Here is a 15,823-nt window from a genome sequence, read left to right as displayed (position 1 = left end):
TCCTTGTGCTCACTGTCCGTGGGCCGAGATCGCGGTCAACGTCAGGTTTGAGGCGATGAACACGTGGTCACCACCGACTGTCCACATGAACCCGGAGTCCGGCTGCCCGGGATCGTTGTATTTCCACCGGGCTTTGCCGGTGGCCGCGTTGATGGCCCACAGATTTTTGGCCGCGTCGGTAACGAACACAGTGTCGGCCGAACACTGCGCGCTCTTAACGCCAAGACTGAGGGAGGCGTTGAACATGTTGGACGTGCCATAGGCACCGGCTCCGGTGACCGTCGCTACCCACTTGAGAGTCCCGTCGGCGGAGCTGAAGGATGCGAGATCGCTGCCGACCGGGACGTAGACCGTCGAGCCGTCCAGGCTCGCGAAAGGGTGGCCGAGCTGGACGTGGTCCCCGTTCTTCGCGTCGAAGTGCTGGTGCCACTTGACTGTGCCGGTCGCCGCGTCTACCGCGAAGAGGGTGTCGCCGGAACCGCCGGCGAAAAAGAACCGCCCGGCGGCGTAACACGTGATCGGCCAGCCGCTCTGAGCGAGGAACTCGGGGTTTGGAATAGGTATCTTCCAGCCGCGGGCGCCCTGCTTGCTGGCGTCGATCATCTGCACCTGGCCGGCTTTGGCGCTCGGGTTGCTCGAAGCCGCTAGCAGGTACGAGCCCGACGGTGGCACCAGCACGTTGTTGATGTCCGTGCCTTCAACCTGCCACAGTCCCTTGCCGGTCGTGCCGTCAAACGCGCGGATGTAACCGGTCGTCGAATCCGAAGTCGAGGACGAGTGGGTGTCCACGTCCCCGCATACATACACGGTGCTCCCGTTGACCGCCACATACCGCGCGATGGCGTCACCGCCGCCGGAATCGACCTGGGCCATGTTGTTCGCCCACTTCACATTCCCGGTAGTGCCGTCGACTGCGGCCACCATGTTGTACGCGTCCGGTGCTTCGCAGAGGTAGTAGAAGACACCGGCCGCGTACGTCGTCGGGGACCTCATGTCCGACCGGAACGTGTTCGTGGTGTTCAGCGTAGGGAGCGCGGCCTTACCCGTCGAGGCGTTCAAGAAGGCCGTGTCCTTATCCGTGACCACCATGACCACCGTGGCGGAGGCTTCCAGACACGTAGGGACACTCTGCCCGACGACGTTCCATACCTTGCTCGCGTCCGGTGCGTCCAGGATGATCGGGGTTGGTTCATTTGTCGATGACGGCGTGGGGGACACGCCCGATGGTGACGTCGGCGGTGTGGATCCACGAGGCTTTCCAGCGGTCGCCGGTGATGAGCCATTGGAGGAGAGGACGGCTGTTGCGGCCGCGCCACCGATCAGGAGCGCGCCTCCGGCCAGACCGAGGAGCAGATTCCGACGGCTGACTCGTCCGCCGACAGTTCTCGACGCGATCGCGCTCGACGGCGTTGCTGCGGTGAGCGCCTCGATGTCGGCGATGAGCGCCGCTGGCGGCCAGTCGCCGGTGGGGACCGGCTGTCCCTGACCGTCGAGGTAGTCGATGAGTTGTTGCGCGGTGGGCCGGGTTGAGGGATCCGGGTACAGACAGCCGCCGATCACCTCGCGGAGCGACGGCGGCAGGATGCTGGTCATCGTTTCCAGTTCGGCGAGACGGGTTCTCGCGTCCTCGGAAGCGCCCTCCCACTGCGGCTCACTTCCCGAGGCGGCGAACAGCACTGTTGCGCCCAGGTCGAACAGGTCGTCCATCGGTGACCCGTCGGCCTCCTTGGCCCCGGCGTGGCCGAATGCGGCCAGGTAGGGTCCGTCCACCGCCAGCAGCACTGAGTCCGGTCCTACCTCGCCGTGGATCAACCCGGCCGCGTGGATTCGGGTCATGGCCCCGGCGAGGCCGAGGGCGAGCTGTCGCAGCGCCGACTCCGGCAGTGGGCCGTACCGGTCCACTGCCTGCCGAAGCGGCAATCCCGGAACGAACGCGGTCGCCGACCAGGGGGACGGCGCGTCCGGGTCGGCGTCCACAACCGGCATGATGAAATCCCCGGACACCGCCCGGGCCGCCTCGACACCAGATCGGAACCGCTCCCGGAACTCCGGCGCCGCAGCCGCCTCAGGGTGGACCACCGTAACCGCGACGACCCGCCCATCAACCGAGCGCCCCGCGAAGATCTTCCCCGCACTGACCGTGCCCATTTTTCCGATCAGTGAATACGACCCGATCTGCTGAGGATCGCCCGCTTCGAGATTCTCCAATGCCCCACCCCTAAGCTGGTCGGATCGTCTGATCGCGAGCCGCCTGGTACGCGCTGCCGCCGCCGGACACCCGTGCCGTCATGGTCACCGTCGGTTCAGCGGCAGGCGCCGCAGCGGCCGTCGGCGACACCGACCCATGCCCGAGATCGGGCATGAGAGCTGTCACGTCGGCGCATAGTCGGTCGAGCTCGTCCGCCAGGTGAGTCTCTGGAACGCGGAGAAACTGCAGCCGCGCGAGATCTGCTATCTCGTCCGGCAACGCCGCTGCCGCGGGAAGCATCGTCGCGTCGCCCAGCAGGACGGGGACGACGCGGTTTCCCGCCTTCAGGGCCGTCGCGATCTCCACGCGGACCCAGTCGTGGGCCCGATCGATGAGCCGCACCCCGTCGTCGCCACGGATGTCGAGCCACGCCGGCCCGATGAGCACGAGCATCAGTTCACACTCGGCGGCCTGCCGCCGCAGGATCTCGGCGTAGTCGGCACCCGCTGGGATCGACCCGCCCGACTTGAAGACCTCGCTGGCCCCAAACCGGGCGGTCAAGGCCTGGTAGACGCGGTCTCGCATCCACCGCGAGTCCGCTTTTCGGAAGCTCAGGAAGACACGCGGCATGATCGCCCCTTTCCAGGCCGCTCTGACGAGAGCTCCCAGCTACCGTATCGGTCGGACACAGGGTTCGACGCATATTCGACCTGAACTGAATAGCGACGCGATGTCCTCGCTGCGTTGTTCCCACCTGCGTCACGTCATACCCTGGCTCGTGTGGGCGACTTCGGCGTCGAACTGGCGAGGCTCCGAGCACGGCGGGGGTGGACCGTGCGCGAGCTCGCACGGCGCGCGAATGTCTCCGAGGGGCAGATCTGCAATCTGGAGAGCGGGCGCCGCAACCCGACGTCCGCTGCAGCCGCAGCATGCGACGCGGCGTGCGACGCCGGCGGCGTACTGATCAAGCTCGCCGAAACCGCGCGCCGCGGCGCACCGGCTGACAGCCCCGTCGCGGTCGACTCGCTCGTTGCCGGATACGGACGGATCCTGGAGGAACTGAAGGACATCGGCAGATCCGCCGGTCCCCGATTCGTGGACGCCTCGCTGCGGTCCATCGCGCGGATCCTGACCGATACCGCTTCCCATGCCGAGGCCGACCGGCGCGACGAAATCTGGTTGCTGGCATCAAGATTTGCCGAGTACACGGGTTGGATGGCGCAGGAGGCCGGTAACTTCGCCGAGGCGTTGCGCTGGACCGATCTCGCGGTCCGCTGGGGAGCGAACGGCGGCGACGAGACCATGGCCGCGTACGCTCTCGTCCGCAAAGCGTTCATTGCCGAGCACCGCGGCGACGCCGCTACCGCGATCAGACTGGCCGGCCAGGCGGCAGGCCATCCCGCGGCCACACCACTGATCCGTGCCCACGCCGCGCGGCGCGAAGCCCAGGGGCACGCGTCCATCGGCGACTACGGGGCCTGCCACGAAGCGCTGGAACGCTCGCGAGGCCACGCCCACCAGGACAACAGACACGGAGCCCGCTGGGGCCCACGTATCGAGAACGGAAACCCGCGCCTCATCGAAGCGTCATGCATGATCAGCCTCCGGCGTTTCGAGCAGGCCGCCGACATCTTCGCCATCGAACTCGAGCGCCACCCCGCACTCCCACACGACAGCAACTCCCGCAGCCGCTTCACGATCCGGCAGGCCACAGCCATGGCTGGCATCGATCACCTCGATCAGGCGTGTCAAGTCATCGAGGCGCTCCTGCCTACGATCCTGAAACTGGACTCCGCCACCATCCGCGCAGAGCTTGGCCGTTTCGTGCAGCAGGCGCGGACCCGTCAGGCCACGCCGGGCCAGCGGAGCCTCGTCGAAACCACAGCAGCCCTCGCACACGGCCAGCGTCCGGCGTGGGCGCTGCGGCGCTGACGCAATCGGTATTCCGGCTGTCCTCCGAGGTCGCTTTTCTGGTCCGGTTCTCGCGGTGCGGCAACGGTCGCCACGCCAGTGAAGGTGGCCCAGCCGCGAGCGTAGCCGGGCCGTCGATTGCCCGGCGGCGCGCTGCGAGCCTGGCTGGACGAACGACATCAGCGCTACCACACGCCGGGCCGGGTCGCGTGCGCTCGGGACGAACGCCTCGTCCGGCGTCGGAATCCCGCTCGGCGCATGCGGCCCCCGATCGTGTTCCGCATGCGCCGAGCGTCCCCTCCCCCTGGTTTTCGCTTGCCGAATCAACTCGAGCACTCTGCTCACTACAGCGAGTCGCTCCGGCCGTGCCGTCTCCTGGAAGGAGACGGGGGATCGTAGAGGCACCAGGCTGAAGGCACCCTGCAGCTTCCTAAATCAACGCGAGGTTTCGGTGTCGAGAGATGTACCGGTCATGCGTCTGACTCTGGACTTCGCAGACCTACTCCGCGAGACTTTTAGCTGTGCCTAAACCTGAGTCACAGTCATGATCACCTGGCGGTTCACGCCCGAGGACGTCGCCCGTTGGCGATGCGGCTCGCTGTCACTCCCGGGGCGATCAGCCAACACCTCGCCGTGCTCCTGGCCAACGGACTGGTCACCCGGACCCGTGTCGGTGGATCCGTGCTGTACCACCGCACACCCCGGGCCGACGCACTCATCAACCCCACGGCCTGAGACGCCGGTAGTCACCGGGATGAGCGTGCCCACGGCGAGCAACACGATCGACACCCGACCACGATTTGAGTCACGTTGAAAAACTCAAGCCGAGGCACGGGTAGAGTTCAGCGCCAGCATGAGCCTTGCTCGGTTCACGAGTCGATGGTGGGACCACTCACTCCGAACAGGTTTACCGCCCAGACCGCTCGTCTAGGTGCCTGCTCCACAGCGGCCTCCCAGCCCCTGAACCCCATCACCATCGGCACCGCCGCCGCGACCACTGGTGCCATCCCGACCGCAGTCGCTCCGACCAGCGACTGTGACGACGTGTCAGGCCTGGCATCTGCTGCACGAAGTCCTACGTGGACACTCCTGGGCAGCGCAGACGAAACGACGTACCCGCATCACAAACGCGGTACTGCGCCCGCCCACAGGCAAATCGCACACCGACGGCGTGTAGCTCCCATGGACTCGACCAGACCACGTCCCGCGTGCAGGGCACGCAACTCCGTCGCTGTCGGCACGGACGACAGCACGCAGCTCGCCGCCTTCTACCCGAAGATCGGTCAGCACCACGTTCGCCAGGCCCAGCAACAACGTTCCCTCGCACGAGGGCAACTCCGAACACACGATCCGCAACGATATCGATCAAGAGGCAAAAGGCACTGTGATCTTCACCCGCGCCACGACGCTTCGTGACTGGACCGCTAAACAAAACTTGAGCCAGAGCCCGTCATCGTTCCTCCCTCTTCTCATGCTCGACACCGAGCGGATCCAACGGCCTTTGCCTATCCCGGCAATCTGCATCGGCTGCTGACTGCGATCGGCCCGTGTGCGTTGTCACCGTCTGCCAGCGGTCGGTTAATCCGGTAATGTGGTTCGTCAGCGATACGGCACTCTACGTCGACTGAACCCTCTACGCTGCTTGTCATGCGCGTCCTCATCATCGGGTCAGGGGCCCGCGAGCATGCTCTGGTCCTCGCCTTCTTGAAGGACCTGTCGGTTACCGCGGTGGCCTGCGCCCCCGGCAACGCTGGCACCTCGGCTGTGTGCGAGACGTACGGCATCGACCTCACTGATCCGACTGCTGTCGCCGCCCTCGCCAAGGAGTGGAACGCCGGCCTGGTAGTGATCGGGTCTGAGTTGCCGCTGGTCGCCGGTGCCGCCGACCCTGTGCGCGACGCCGGCATTCCGTGCTTCGGGCCGTCCAGGGAAGCCGCCCGCATCGAGGGCTCCAAGGCGTTCGCCAAGGATGTCATGCGGGCTGCCGACGTACCCACCGCCCGCAGCGAACTCATCGGTACGCCAGCACATCTGGACGCCGCGCTGCACCGGTTCGGACCGCCTTGGGTGGTCAAGGATGACGGGCTTGCCGCCGGCAAAGGCGTCGTCGTCACCACGGACTACGACCTCGCCCGTGCGCATGCGATGCACCTGCTCGACGGCGGGCATCCGGTGCTGGTCGAATCGTTTCTCGATGGACCTGAGGCATCCCTGTTCTGCGTGGTTGACGGGACCACCGTGGTGCCGCTGCTGCTGGCACAGGACTTCAAGCGGGTCGGTGACAAAGAGGCCGGCCCTAACACCGGGGGCATGGGGTCGTACAGCCCGCTGCCGTGGGCGCCGGAAGGGTTGACCGACGATGTCGTCGCCCGCATCGTGCAGCCTGTGGTGGACGAACTGGCCGAGCGCGGCAGTCCATTCTCCGGCGTGCTGTACGCCGGGCTAGCGCTGACCTCCGATGGCCCGCAGGTGATCGAGTTCAACTGTCGGTTCGGCGACCCCGAGACCCAATCCGTGCTGGCGTTGCTGCGCTCTCCGTTGGCCGGACTGCTGCTGGCCGCCGCTGAGGGCAGGCTGGCTGAGCACCCACCGTTGGAGTGGGACCCCGGCGCTGCGGTGACCGTGGTGATCGCCGCCGAGGGCTACCCCGGCCGGCCCCGTACCGGCGATGTGATCACCGGCGCGGACGCTGAGGGAGTGCTGCATGCCGGCACTCGTCGTCGTGACGACGGCGCGATCGTCTCGTCCGGCGGTCGAGTGCTGTCGGTAGTCGGGCTTGGTGACGACCTTGCGACCGCCAGGGACGCCGCCTACCGACGGGTGGCCTCAGTGCACCTCACCGGTTCGCACCATCGAACGGACATCGCGCTGCATGCCGTGCGCGGCGGCGAGGCAGACACCCTGGAAGACCTCGGCTACTTCGCATACCAGACAGGCGAAAGCTCTCACGCTCGGGCGCCCTATGACGATCCCCAGCGACGCGAAGCTGAGGTCGCCCACACCCTAGATCAACTGGCTGCTCTGGAGCGGACCTCTGTCGACAACGAACGGGGCAATCTGGAGGAGATCACGGTCTACACCTCCAACGACGACGGCGAGGCCTTGCGCGACGCCGTGGTCGACATTCTGGAGACCGCAGGATACGAGGTTGTCGCCCGTGACGCTCCCGAGCGCGGATCATGGTTTCAACGGTTGTTCGTCAGGCAGAAGGATTCCCAGGCAGAGGAAACCTTGAGCCAGATGCTCACGGCGGCTGTGGACAACCGGCTGACGGCCAGCAAGGTCGGCGCCGCCGTGCAGGCTCGGACCATCCGGGACATCTCACTGCACCTCGACGCGCCGCAGCCCGCGCACGATGAACTAGCGGCGAACGTGGTCGCGCGGTTGCTGGAGGCGTGCAAACCTCACGACGAAGTCGTCATCTGCACGAGCGCCATTCTCTTGATCAAGACGGCGGGCCGAATTGCCTGCTGGGAGCCCACAAGCGAAGAGATCCATATCCTTAAAGCAAATCCGCGCCTGATGCGCTCACCTCAAGACCTCATCGACGCTCTCTCGGCGGCTGGCGGGCCGAGCACGGTCGGCAGCCTACTGCCCGAAGTCGACGGCTGACACCATCGATCGAGCGACGCAGCGTCAACCGTCAGGAGCACGCCATGGCAGCCGGCCCACCCCGCTCCCAGCTCAGAGCTGCAAACCTGCGTCGACCGGTTCGCCAAGGCCCTTATCGTGCCCGCGAATGTGATGGCGCTACACCCGCGCAAACAGGACAACCCCGACGACGCACGCGCCTCGGCCCCGGCGATCACGCTCGGCGTGTTGTCCGCGTTCGAGGGTTACGTCGAAGGCTTCCTGGCTACCGCGTTCTATCTCCAGCAGCAGACATTCGGTCAGATCGCGAAGAAGCTCCACATCAACAACCCGGACGTCGAGGACATGAAACGCGATCTGGCCGCGGTCACGGCGAGGCTCACCCTGTAGCCGTATGTCGGCGGGTCCTATCGCCTCCGGGCACGACAGCGACGCCTCACGCCTCCGTTCGTCACTTCCATTCGAGACCCTCGCGACCATCCACGTGCTTGCCGTACACGACGTCGACCTCGGCCAGGATCTCTTCCAGCGCGTCCGGCGCGGACGCCAAGACTTCCGGCAAAGCCGATTGCCAGTACGTGAGCAGCAGCACCTCAGCGACGTCTCGCGGATCAGCCGGTGTCGGGCGAGCGCGCAGCACGGCCAGCAGCGCCTGCGCTCGGTGCTCCTCATCGGTGATCATGTCGGCGGTCCGCTCCGCACCAACTGTGTCGCCGGCGTTGGCCATCGCACGAGTCATGTGCAGCAATGCCTTTGCTCGGAAGTAAGGCTTCGTGATGGCGTCGGCGATCTCGACCGCATCGTCGGCATAACCTGCCGCAGCAGCAGCGGCCGCCACCCGCACGGGCGCGTCGCCGTGCCACTCGACGTTGCCGGAGTTGAGGATTCGCTTGGCCCGTACGGGATCCCCAGTCGTCGCCGCCGCCCGAGCCAGCGCCTCCCACGAATAGCCCCGCCGCCTGTCATCGTGGTCGGACCGGGTTATCGCCTCGGCAAGGCCGACGTCACCGGTGAGAGCCAACACCTCCACCAGTGCCTCGTCCGGACGGCGCGGGCCCAGGGTTTGAGCCGTCTCGTGGACGATCTGTTCGATCCATCCCGTGATCTCAGCGGCTCGGTCGGCGTCAGCTGACTGGGCCGCTGCCCTTGCCGCTGTCGCCAGAAGATCGGCCTGCAGATCGGGCCCAGGCACCGAGCGGGCGATTGCCTCTGCCGTCTCAAGGTAGCCGGCAGTCGCAAGCCCCCGCACAATCGACGCCGGTTCACTCCGTCTCCATCTGCTGGCGCCGACCCAAGAGACGAAGGGCCCGGCACGTCGGAGGGCGTCTACCACCTGAGGGCCGCACCCTGCCTCAGCCAGCCGGGTGGCGATGGACACCCACACTCCGACACGAGCCTCTTGATCAGCAAGCAACGCAATGATTCGATCGGCCCGGTCCATGTCGCCGCACAATGCCGCAACGCCCGCCGCCCAACGCACCGACAACGTATCTTCGTCAGGCATGCTGGTGCGCACCATGTCCTCGATGAGGTTGAGAACCACCAGCACCCGGTCGACGTCGCCTCGTCCTGCAAGGCGTTCAGCGGCTGTGACCAGAGCCCCGCAATGGCTGTGATGCCCGGTCCTGACGCGGGCAATCCGATCAGCGAAGACAAGAACGCTGGCCGCTGTCTCGCGCTCGCCAGCCGATGCCAAGATCTCGCCGAGCCGTGCAAGGGCGCGTCCGGACTCCCGCGCTCCTTCGATCGACAGCGCCACGCGCACCCCTCGATTGGCGTCTCCGATCTCGACGAACCCCTCGGCAACCAGTGCCAGAGCTTCGGTGTCGATCCCATCCTCGACTGAGTGTGCGACCTCTAGAGCATGGTCCAGGACCTCAACTGCTTGTCCTGCGCGTCCGGCCGCAGCCAGGCCGCATGCCAACGTGACCAGGGCCTTCGTCCGGTCGTACTCGTCCGCGATGCCGCAGGCGAGCACCGAGGCGCGGTTCAGGTCGCCGACCGTGGTCCATGCCTCAGCCAGCGGCCTCCTCAGGTGGTCGTAGTCGAGTTCGTCAAGGATCCTCTCGGCATCCCGCAGGAGATCCTCGACGTGTGCCATCGTCCCAGTCTCAGCGAGCTCGACGGCCATCGCCGCGAGCACGTCGACCTCCATGCCCGGGTTGTCCAAGGCCTCCGTGCGGACGAGATCACGGACTCGCTCGACGATATCTGCCAGGCGACCTGTTTCGCCGGATGCGCCGAAAGCTGCAGCTACCGCAGTCAAAGCCATGCACTGGTCGTAAAGGGAGTCGAAGGACTGAGCCATGACTTCGGCTCGATCGGCGGCAGCGCTCGCGACGACTGCGGTCACTTTGCGGATGATGACAGCTCGATCGTGGAACGCGCCGATGCTGCCAGCCAACGTACAGGCGCGCTCGGCGTCGCCCAGCATCGCCAACGCCGGGGCCATCGCCGCCTCCACGACCTCGCCAAACGAGTCACCGATCGCGGGCTCGGCCCGACCGAGAAGTTCGACCGCCCGGGAATAGTGCCCTGCCTCGACCCGCGCGTGGGCCACACGTGCGAATGCCTCGGCTTGTACATCCGAATTCGTGATGGACTCGGCAATGGACTCGGCACGGTCGAACCGCCCCAGGGCAGCCCACGCCGCAGGCAGCTCGGCCGTCACATCTGCGTTGCGGTCGCGTAGATGGTCCCGGTGAACGCCCAATCGCGTCAGGACAACCAAGTCCGGGGCGTCACGAGCTGCGATGACGGCCATCGTCGCAGCGATCTCGGCGAGGGCGAGAGCGTCGCCGCCCGACAGGTCGATCATCCGGTCCTGCCGACGTGGATCGGTGGCACACGCGATCATCGCCGGCAGGTCGTCGATTGTGGTCAGCATCCGGAAGTAGCCCCGCAGCAAGTACTCCGGTGTCTCCGTGGGCCACTGTCGCGATCGGTAGCGTTGGGCCCATGCGTGCAGGCCGTCTCGGTAACCGGCGAGGCGTTCCGGCCCGAGCAGTGTGACGGCCTGCCCCTGAAGTTCCTCGTGTCCCAGGAGGACCACACCTGGGCCATCTGCGACGAGCGTGGCGGGCCGGACTGAGAAACTGCGGCCGCTGACGGTGCGGAGCCGATCTTCGATCTCCCACGCCAGCAAGCCGGTCAGCTCGGCCAGGTCGGCGACCGAGAGGCCGCCGCCGGCGGCGGTCACGAAACCCAGGAGGTCCTGCTCGGACTTCGTGCCGTGCAACAGGTGCTTGAGATCCTTCATCATCTCGGCCCGGATCACTTGGGCCTGTGTGGACGGTGTTAGCGGCCGGATGATGGCGCGAGTCCGCAGCGGATGGTGCGGTGGAACGTCGTCCGGGATGGGAGGGTTCGGGCGGCCGGCGACAATGACCCGCAAGCCGGCCGGCAGGTCAATGGGCAGGAGGGCAGCGATGCTGTGCTCGTCCGAACCACGATCCTCGTCCAAGCCATCGACGAGGAGCACAAGGCGTTCGCGGCGCTCCCTGCAGGCTTCGGCGGCGTCTGCGAGGCGTGCGAGGAGGTGAGCCTCGCGGGTGGCAGCGGAGAGGAAGGGCGGCATGGGCTCGCCGAGCAGGGCCAGCAGCTGCTCCAGCACGTTCTCGACGAAGGCCCCCCGGTCGTTCTGGGCGGCGAGGCGGGCGGTGATGAAGAACGAGACGATCCGCACGCCGGGAGGTGGGTTCAGCACGAACCAGGACATCAGCGCCGATTTGCCTGACCACGCCTCTGCCCGCCACCAGGTGTAGCCGCCTTGCGCCGCGGTGCAAAAAGCGGTCAGGGCGGCGAGTTCGGACTCGCGGCCGTGCAACTCCGCGGGAACGATCCGGCGGACCTGCCGAAGGTACTGCGACCGCACGGGGGCGTTGCCGAGCTGGATGTTGATCGCGTGGGCACCGGTGGAAAGGATGCCGTGGTTGCTGCCGTCGACTGTCATCGCCGATGGGAGTTGATCGTCCCGGCGCCGGACGACGAGATGTCGGAGGAGGTTCGACCCAAGTCCATGCAGCGGACGGAAGCATCACCGGCCTGTGTCCTAAGCAACTCGACGGCAAGAACGGCGACATCCACCACGCGAGCCTGCCACGGAAACCCGTCGTGCGGCCGCAATTGAGCCCATGTCGCCGGCGATCACCCGAACAGCCCAGCGTCACATCAGCCGCGACGTATCGCCGATCCTGGTCGCCATGCGGCCGGCGCATACGAGACGATCGCCAGCAGGGCGAGTGTTCTGCTGACCTGCTGGAACAATGACAAGACACTCCCCCGCACCTCAGACGGCCTACTCGGGCCCGCTGCCTTCCGAGCCTCATGCTCGGCACAGCCGGCCCGGTCCACCGATCGTCCTCTTCCCTCACACCGTTGACAGAATCCGCCTTCAGCAAGAACAGGAATCGGCCTCTGGGAGACGGTGATAGAGCAGTTCACTCAATGGAGATGGCGCAAGCCGCACGGCTCGCTGGCCGAGCATTCCGATCCCCGGCGGATGAGCCTGTCCACACGGGTGGAGCGTGGCTGTTACGGTCCGATGCGCTCCGCGATGTACGAGCATCACGGTGACAGTGCGCCGTCGCCAGGGCGGCGTTGGATCGAGCAGACGGGCATGTAGGTATGACAGGTGTCGAGGTCGCGGTGGGGTTCTTGATCGCGTGGACAGTCAGGAAGGCCAACCGGGCAGGCAAGCAGGCAGACGAGATCGTCGACAAGGCCATCGACCTCACCCTCGAACGGGTTCACGACGTCGTCGTCACCAAACTCGGCTCGGATCCCTCACTTGAGCGACTGGAGGCGGAGGCTGCGGACACCGGACAGGTAGCCGACCGGACCAAGGCCCGGGTGCAGCTGGCGCTCGAGGATGCCGCCGAAGATGACGCTGAGTTCGCCCACCGCCTCGACAAAGTTGTTCGCCAGGCCCAGGACGCCGGCGCCGCCACAGTGCTCGCCACCGTGAGTCACGGCGGGGTCGTCGTCGGCGGGAACAACACCGGAACAATCTCCACCGGGGACAACGCGATCAACATTCATCACCGATGACCGACCGCTCGAGCAAGGAGAGCGCCGCCATGGTCGCGCCCAGACTCGAGCGTGACGGTGTTGGGGTGGGCGTCACCACCCCAACACCGTCATGAGCATCACTCACTACGTGAAATCCGGCGATCAGCCATACAAGCAGATTGCCGTACTCCAGTTGTGCGTGTCCTCAGACGGGAACGGGATGTAGCCCGGCCCGAAGACCCACTGCTGACCACCCCCGCTGGGGACGTTGTAGCACTGATTGACGTAGACATATGCGGCGCCGTTGTTGATTCCTTGCGCGGTCACGGTGACGTCGGCGGCGCAGTTGATGTACGTGACCGTGATGGGCGTGCCGCTCCCTCCTGACTGTTCGATCGTGACCGGCATCCCGAACCGGTCCCCGCCGCAGCCGCGGCTTGACAACGACATAGGGACACCCCCGCTGATCGGTCCAGCGCACGGCTGGAGACAATCTGCACGTGGACACGCTGACAGAAGTTCACAACACCGTCGACTCCAGCCAGGCAATCGGGACCGTCGTGCAAGCAGGCAGCATCGGCGCGGTCAACCTGGGCGGGTCGCCCGCGCATACAGCTGTTGCCGCAGTAACGCCGGTACATGGCCCCTCAGTGGCGAACACGGACGTCTTCGTCGGACGGAACGAGGAATCCACCCGCGTCACCTCCCTTCTGAGCCCCGATGCCGGCGCGTGCGTCTCCTACATCGCCGGAATGGGCGGCGTCGGCAAGACCGCCCTGGCGATGCGGTGCGTGCGGGCCGCAGTCGACGCCAAGAGGTTCTCCGGGGGCGCATTCTCCGTCGACATGCTGGGGTATCGCGCGGACGGCGGTCTTCGCGCCGAGGCCGTGGTACCCGCTCTGGTGCAGCTCCTGGGTCTCAACCCGCCCGACATTCCGGCCGACCCCGGCGCACGGGCGGCCGCCTACCACCAGCGACTGGACGCGTTGGGGCGGGCCGGCGACCCGGTCCTGCTGCTGTTCGACAACGTCTCCGCCGCCGACCAGATTCGCGCACTGCTCCCCACCCACGACGCACACCGGGTATTGATCACCACCCGCGACACACTGGCCCTTCCCGGGGCCCGCGGGTTCTCCCTTGACGTCCCGACCGCGGCCAACGCAACCACGCTGCTCGACAGCGCACTCTCCGATCTGGCACGGGGTGACCGGCGAATCGCCGACGATCCCGCCGGCGCACGCGAACTGGTTCGCACGTGCGGACGACTCCCACTCGCACTGCGGATCGTCGCCGCCATCCTCGCCGACGAACCCGAACTCACCGCCGGTCAGCTCGCGGCAGAACTGACCGAGGCTGGAATCGTTGGCTTTGTCCACGGCGAGCAGGCAGTAGCCGCGGTACTTGACCTGTCCTGGCACCGCTTGTTTCGCCGAAACCAGGCAGCGGCGCGACTGTTGCGGCTGCTCTGCCTGGCAGTCACACCGACATGCCCCACTTCGGTCGCCGCGGTCCTCAACGACGCGTCCGAGGGCCGCACTGTCCCGTTGCTGCGCACACTGCGCCAGGCCCACCTACTGACCCACACCGACCAGCGCTGGCACATGCACGACCTCGTGCGCGTCCACACCGCGACCCACGACGCAGGCCTCAGCTCATCCGACCTGCATGCTGCCAATCGCCGCCTGATAGATCATTACACCCGCACCGCCGAAGACGCCATGCATCACCAGACCGCACTGCCGGACAAGCCGGTTCGCAACCGCTTCACCAACAGCGACGTCGCGTTGCGGTGGCTGAACAACGAGTACGCCACGCTGCTCGCGGTCGCACACCGGGCCGCCGAATCGGGCGAATACGGCTACGCGTCAGTGCTGTGCAGTCAATTGACGTGGTACCAGGACAAGCATGGCATCATCGCCGACCGACTCGTGACCGCTCAGCTTGCGTACGCAAGCGCGTGCAGCCTGGACGACCTGGCGACGCGCGCGGACATGGCGAACAACCTCGGCCTCGCCCTCATGGAGGTCGGCCGTCCCATCGAAGCGATCGACCTCTACCGAACCGCGATCGACATACACACCAGCACCGACGACATTCACAGCGCCGCCAAGGCATGGAACAACTTGGGCACCGCACTCGGAAGAGTCGGGCGGCATGATGAAGCATTGCAGGCCAGCCGTACCGCCGTCGATTCCTACCAGCAATCGGGAAACACTCGCAAAGAAGCGGCAGCGTTAATGAATCTGGGTTGCAAGTTGAGAGATAACCGGCAGTTGGAGGAAGCAGTCGAGACTTTCTCGCGAGCCACGCAGATGTGCCGGACAATCGGGGACTACGCGACCGAGGTGCAATCGCGGCTGGGCATGACCCACGCTCTACTTGCCGCGGGCCGTAACAGTGACGCCATCGACGCAAACCGTACGGCTATCACGATCAGCCAGTCAATGGGTGACGTCACGGCCGAGATCGATGCGTGGTCGAGTCTCGGCTACGTCCACCGGCGCCTCGGGCAGCCTGAGGAGGCCGACGGGGCCTACCAGCGTAGTATCGCCCTAGGGGAGCAGAAGAAGCCAACAGGCACTGTTGCCCAGGTGTGGACCCGCCGGGCTGAAGCGAGAGAGCAGCAAGGTGATCTGGCCGGCGCTGCGGCGGCACATCGGGAAGCCGTCCGGGTCTACCGTCACATGAACGACTGCCACGGCGAGGCAATGACGTCGAACAACCTTGGGTGCGTCCTGGTGAAGCTGGGGGACCTTGCGGGTGCCTCCGCCGCGCATCAGACCGCACTCGAGTTGACCCAGGACCGTGATGACTGGTTCGGGCAAGCGATGACACTCGCGAACATCGCCGTCATGCATGCGGCGACCGGGGCCATCGACGCCGCAGTCATGTCATATCGTGAGGCGATCGCTTTGTTCCACCGTATCAGGGACACACGGCGTGAGGCCCGAGCTTGGCATCAACTTGGAATGTGCTTACGGTTCAATGCGCCGGCTGACGCCGTGAACGCGCAACGCAAGGCGTTGTCCCTTTACACCAGCCTGAACGACGATGAGGGCATGCGGGCCGCCGAGGATCACATGTGGCGGGCGTGGGTTTCCAAGACCCTCGTGCTCTGACGCG

The 15,823-nt window shown here is 66.2% G+C and carries 10 protein-coding genes and 1 pseudogene; 6 read left to right on the top strand and 5 right to left on the bottom strand.

What is annotated here, in order from left to right:
• Positions 1-9: 9 nt before the first annotated feature.
• Positions 10-2,208 (bottom strand): outer membrane protein assembly factor BamB family protein, encoded by a 2,199-nt coding sequence (locus JJ691_RS11655; protein WP_211768793.1) that lies wholly within the window; start codon positions 2,206-2,208, stop codon positions 10-12.
• Positions 2,209-2,218: 10 nt separating this feature from the next.
• Positions 2,219-2,818 carry a toll/interleukin-1 receptor domain-containing protein gene (locus JJ691_RS11650; RefSeq protein ID WP_211768792.1) on the bottom strand — a complete coding sequence of 200 codons (600 nt, stop codon included), beginning with the start codon at positions 2,816-2,818 and terminating at the stop codon, positions 2,219-2,221.
• Positions 2,819-2,968: 150 nt separating this feature from the next.
• Here JJ691_RS11650 and JJ691_RS11645 point away from each other — a divergent pair, with 150 nt between their 5' ends.
• Positions 2,969-4,120 carry a helix-turn-helix domain-containing protein gene (locus tag JJ691_RS11645; RefSeq protein WP_211768791.1) on the top strand — a complete coding sequence of 384 codons (1,152 nt, stop codon included), beginning with the start codon at positions 2,969-2,971 and terminating at the stop codon, positions 4,118-4,120.
• Positions 4,121-4,687: 567 nt separating this feature from the next.
• Positions 4,688-4,834, top strand: a complete 147-nt coding sequence (locus JJ691_RS11640; RefSeq protein ID WP_211768790.1) for a helix-turn-helix domain-containing protein — start codon at positions 4,688-4,690, stop codon at positions 4,832-4,834.
• Between the two features lie 312 nt (positions 4,835-5,146).
• Here the strand turns inward: JJ691_RS11640 and JJ691_RS53325 are convergent, their stop codons facing one another.
• Positions 5,147-5,389, bottom strand: a complete 243-nt coding sequence (locus JJ691_RS53325) for a transposase family protein (RefSeq protein ID WP_442912772.1) — start codon at positions 5,387-5,389, stop codon at positions 5,147-5,149.
• Positions 5,390-5,746: 357 nt separating this feature from the next.
• Between JJ691_RS53325 and purD the strand changes: the two are divergent.
• Both purD and JJ691_RS11630 read left to right on the top strand, forming a co-directional pair.
• Positions 5,747-6,985: pseudogene (gene purD / locus JJ691_RS52200) on the top strand (phosphoribosylamine--glycine ligase); the annotation flags it as partial.
• An 843-nt stretch (positions 6,986-7,828) separates the two neighbouring features.
• Positions 7,829-8,080: a hypothetical protein gene (locus tag JJ691_RS11630; RefSeq protein ID WP_211768788.1), complete on the top strand. Its 252-nt coding sequence runs from the start codon at positions 7,829-7,831 to the stop codon at positions 8,078-8,080.
• Positions 8,081-8,141: 61 nt separating this feature from the next.
• On the opposite strand, the gene JJ691_RS11625 is transcribed toward JJ691_RS11630, so the two are convergent.
• On the bottom strand, positions 8,142-11,642 hold the full coding sequence (locus JJ691_RS11625; protein WP_211768787.1) for a hypothetical protein: 3,501 nt from the start codon (positions 11,640-11,642) through the stop codon (positions 8,142-8,144).
• Between the two features lie 674 nt (positions 11,643-12,316).
• On the opposite strand from JJ691_RS11625, the gene JJ691_RS11620 reads away from it, so the two are divergent.
• Positions 12,317-12,739, top strand: a complete 423-nt coding sequence (locus JJ691_RS11620) for a hypothetical protein (RefSeq protein WP_211768786.1) — start codon at positions 12,317-12,319, stop codon at positions 12,737-12,739.
• A 123-nt stretch (positions 12,740-12,862) separates the two neighbouring features.
• Here the strand turns inward: JJ691_RS11620 and JJ691_RS11615 are convergent, their stop codons facing one another.
• Complete coding sequence (locus JJ691_RS11615) at positions 12,863-13,108, bottom strand: hypothetical protein (RefSeq protein ID WP_211768785.1); 246 nt, start codon at positions 13,106-13,108, stop codon at positions 12,863-12,865.
• A gap of 92 nt (positions 13,109-13,200) precedes the next feature.
• On the opposite strand from JJ691_RS11615, the gene JJ691_RS11610 reads away from it, so the two are divergent.
• Positions 13,201-15,819, top strand: a complete 2,619-nt coding sequence (locus JJ691_RS11610; RefSeq protein WP_211768784.1) for a tetratricopeptide repeat protein — start codon at positions 13,201-13,203, stop codon at positions 15,817-15,819.
• Positions 15,820-15,823 lie beyond the last annotated feature (4 nt).

It is taken from the genome of Kutzneria sp. CA-103260, from assembly GCF_018263855.1.
Lineage (GTDB): Bacteria > Actinomycetota > Actinomycetes > Mycobacteriales > Pseudonocardiaceae > Kutzneria.
The sequence above is the reverse complement of the archived record's forward strand: the minus strand, read 5'-3'. Positions and strand labels throughout refer to the sequence as shown.

Excerpts from the sequence above, each read along its gene's own strand:
- JJ691_RS11615 (WP_211768785.1), bottom strand. The coding sequence starts at position 13,108 with ATGCCGGTCACGATCGAACAGTCAGGAGGGAGCGGCACGCCCATCACG.
- JJ691_RS11650 (WP_211768792.1), bottom strand. The coding sequence starts at position 2,818 with ATGCCGCGTGTCTTCCTGAGCTTCCGAAAAGCGGACTCGCGGTGGATG.
- JJ691_RS11640 (WP_211768790.1), top strand. The coding sequence starts at position 4,688 with ATGCGGCTCGCTGTCACTCCCGGGGCGATCAGCCAACACCTCGCCGTG.
- JJ691_RS11625 (WP_211768787.1), bottom strand. The coding sequence starts at position 11,642 with ATGACAGTCGACGGCAGCAACCACGGCATCCTTTCCACCGGTGCCCAC.
- JJ691_RS11620 (WP_211768786.1), top strand. The coding sequence starts at position 12,317 with ATGACAGGTGTCGAGGTCGCGGTGGGGTTCTTGATCGCGTGGACAGTC.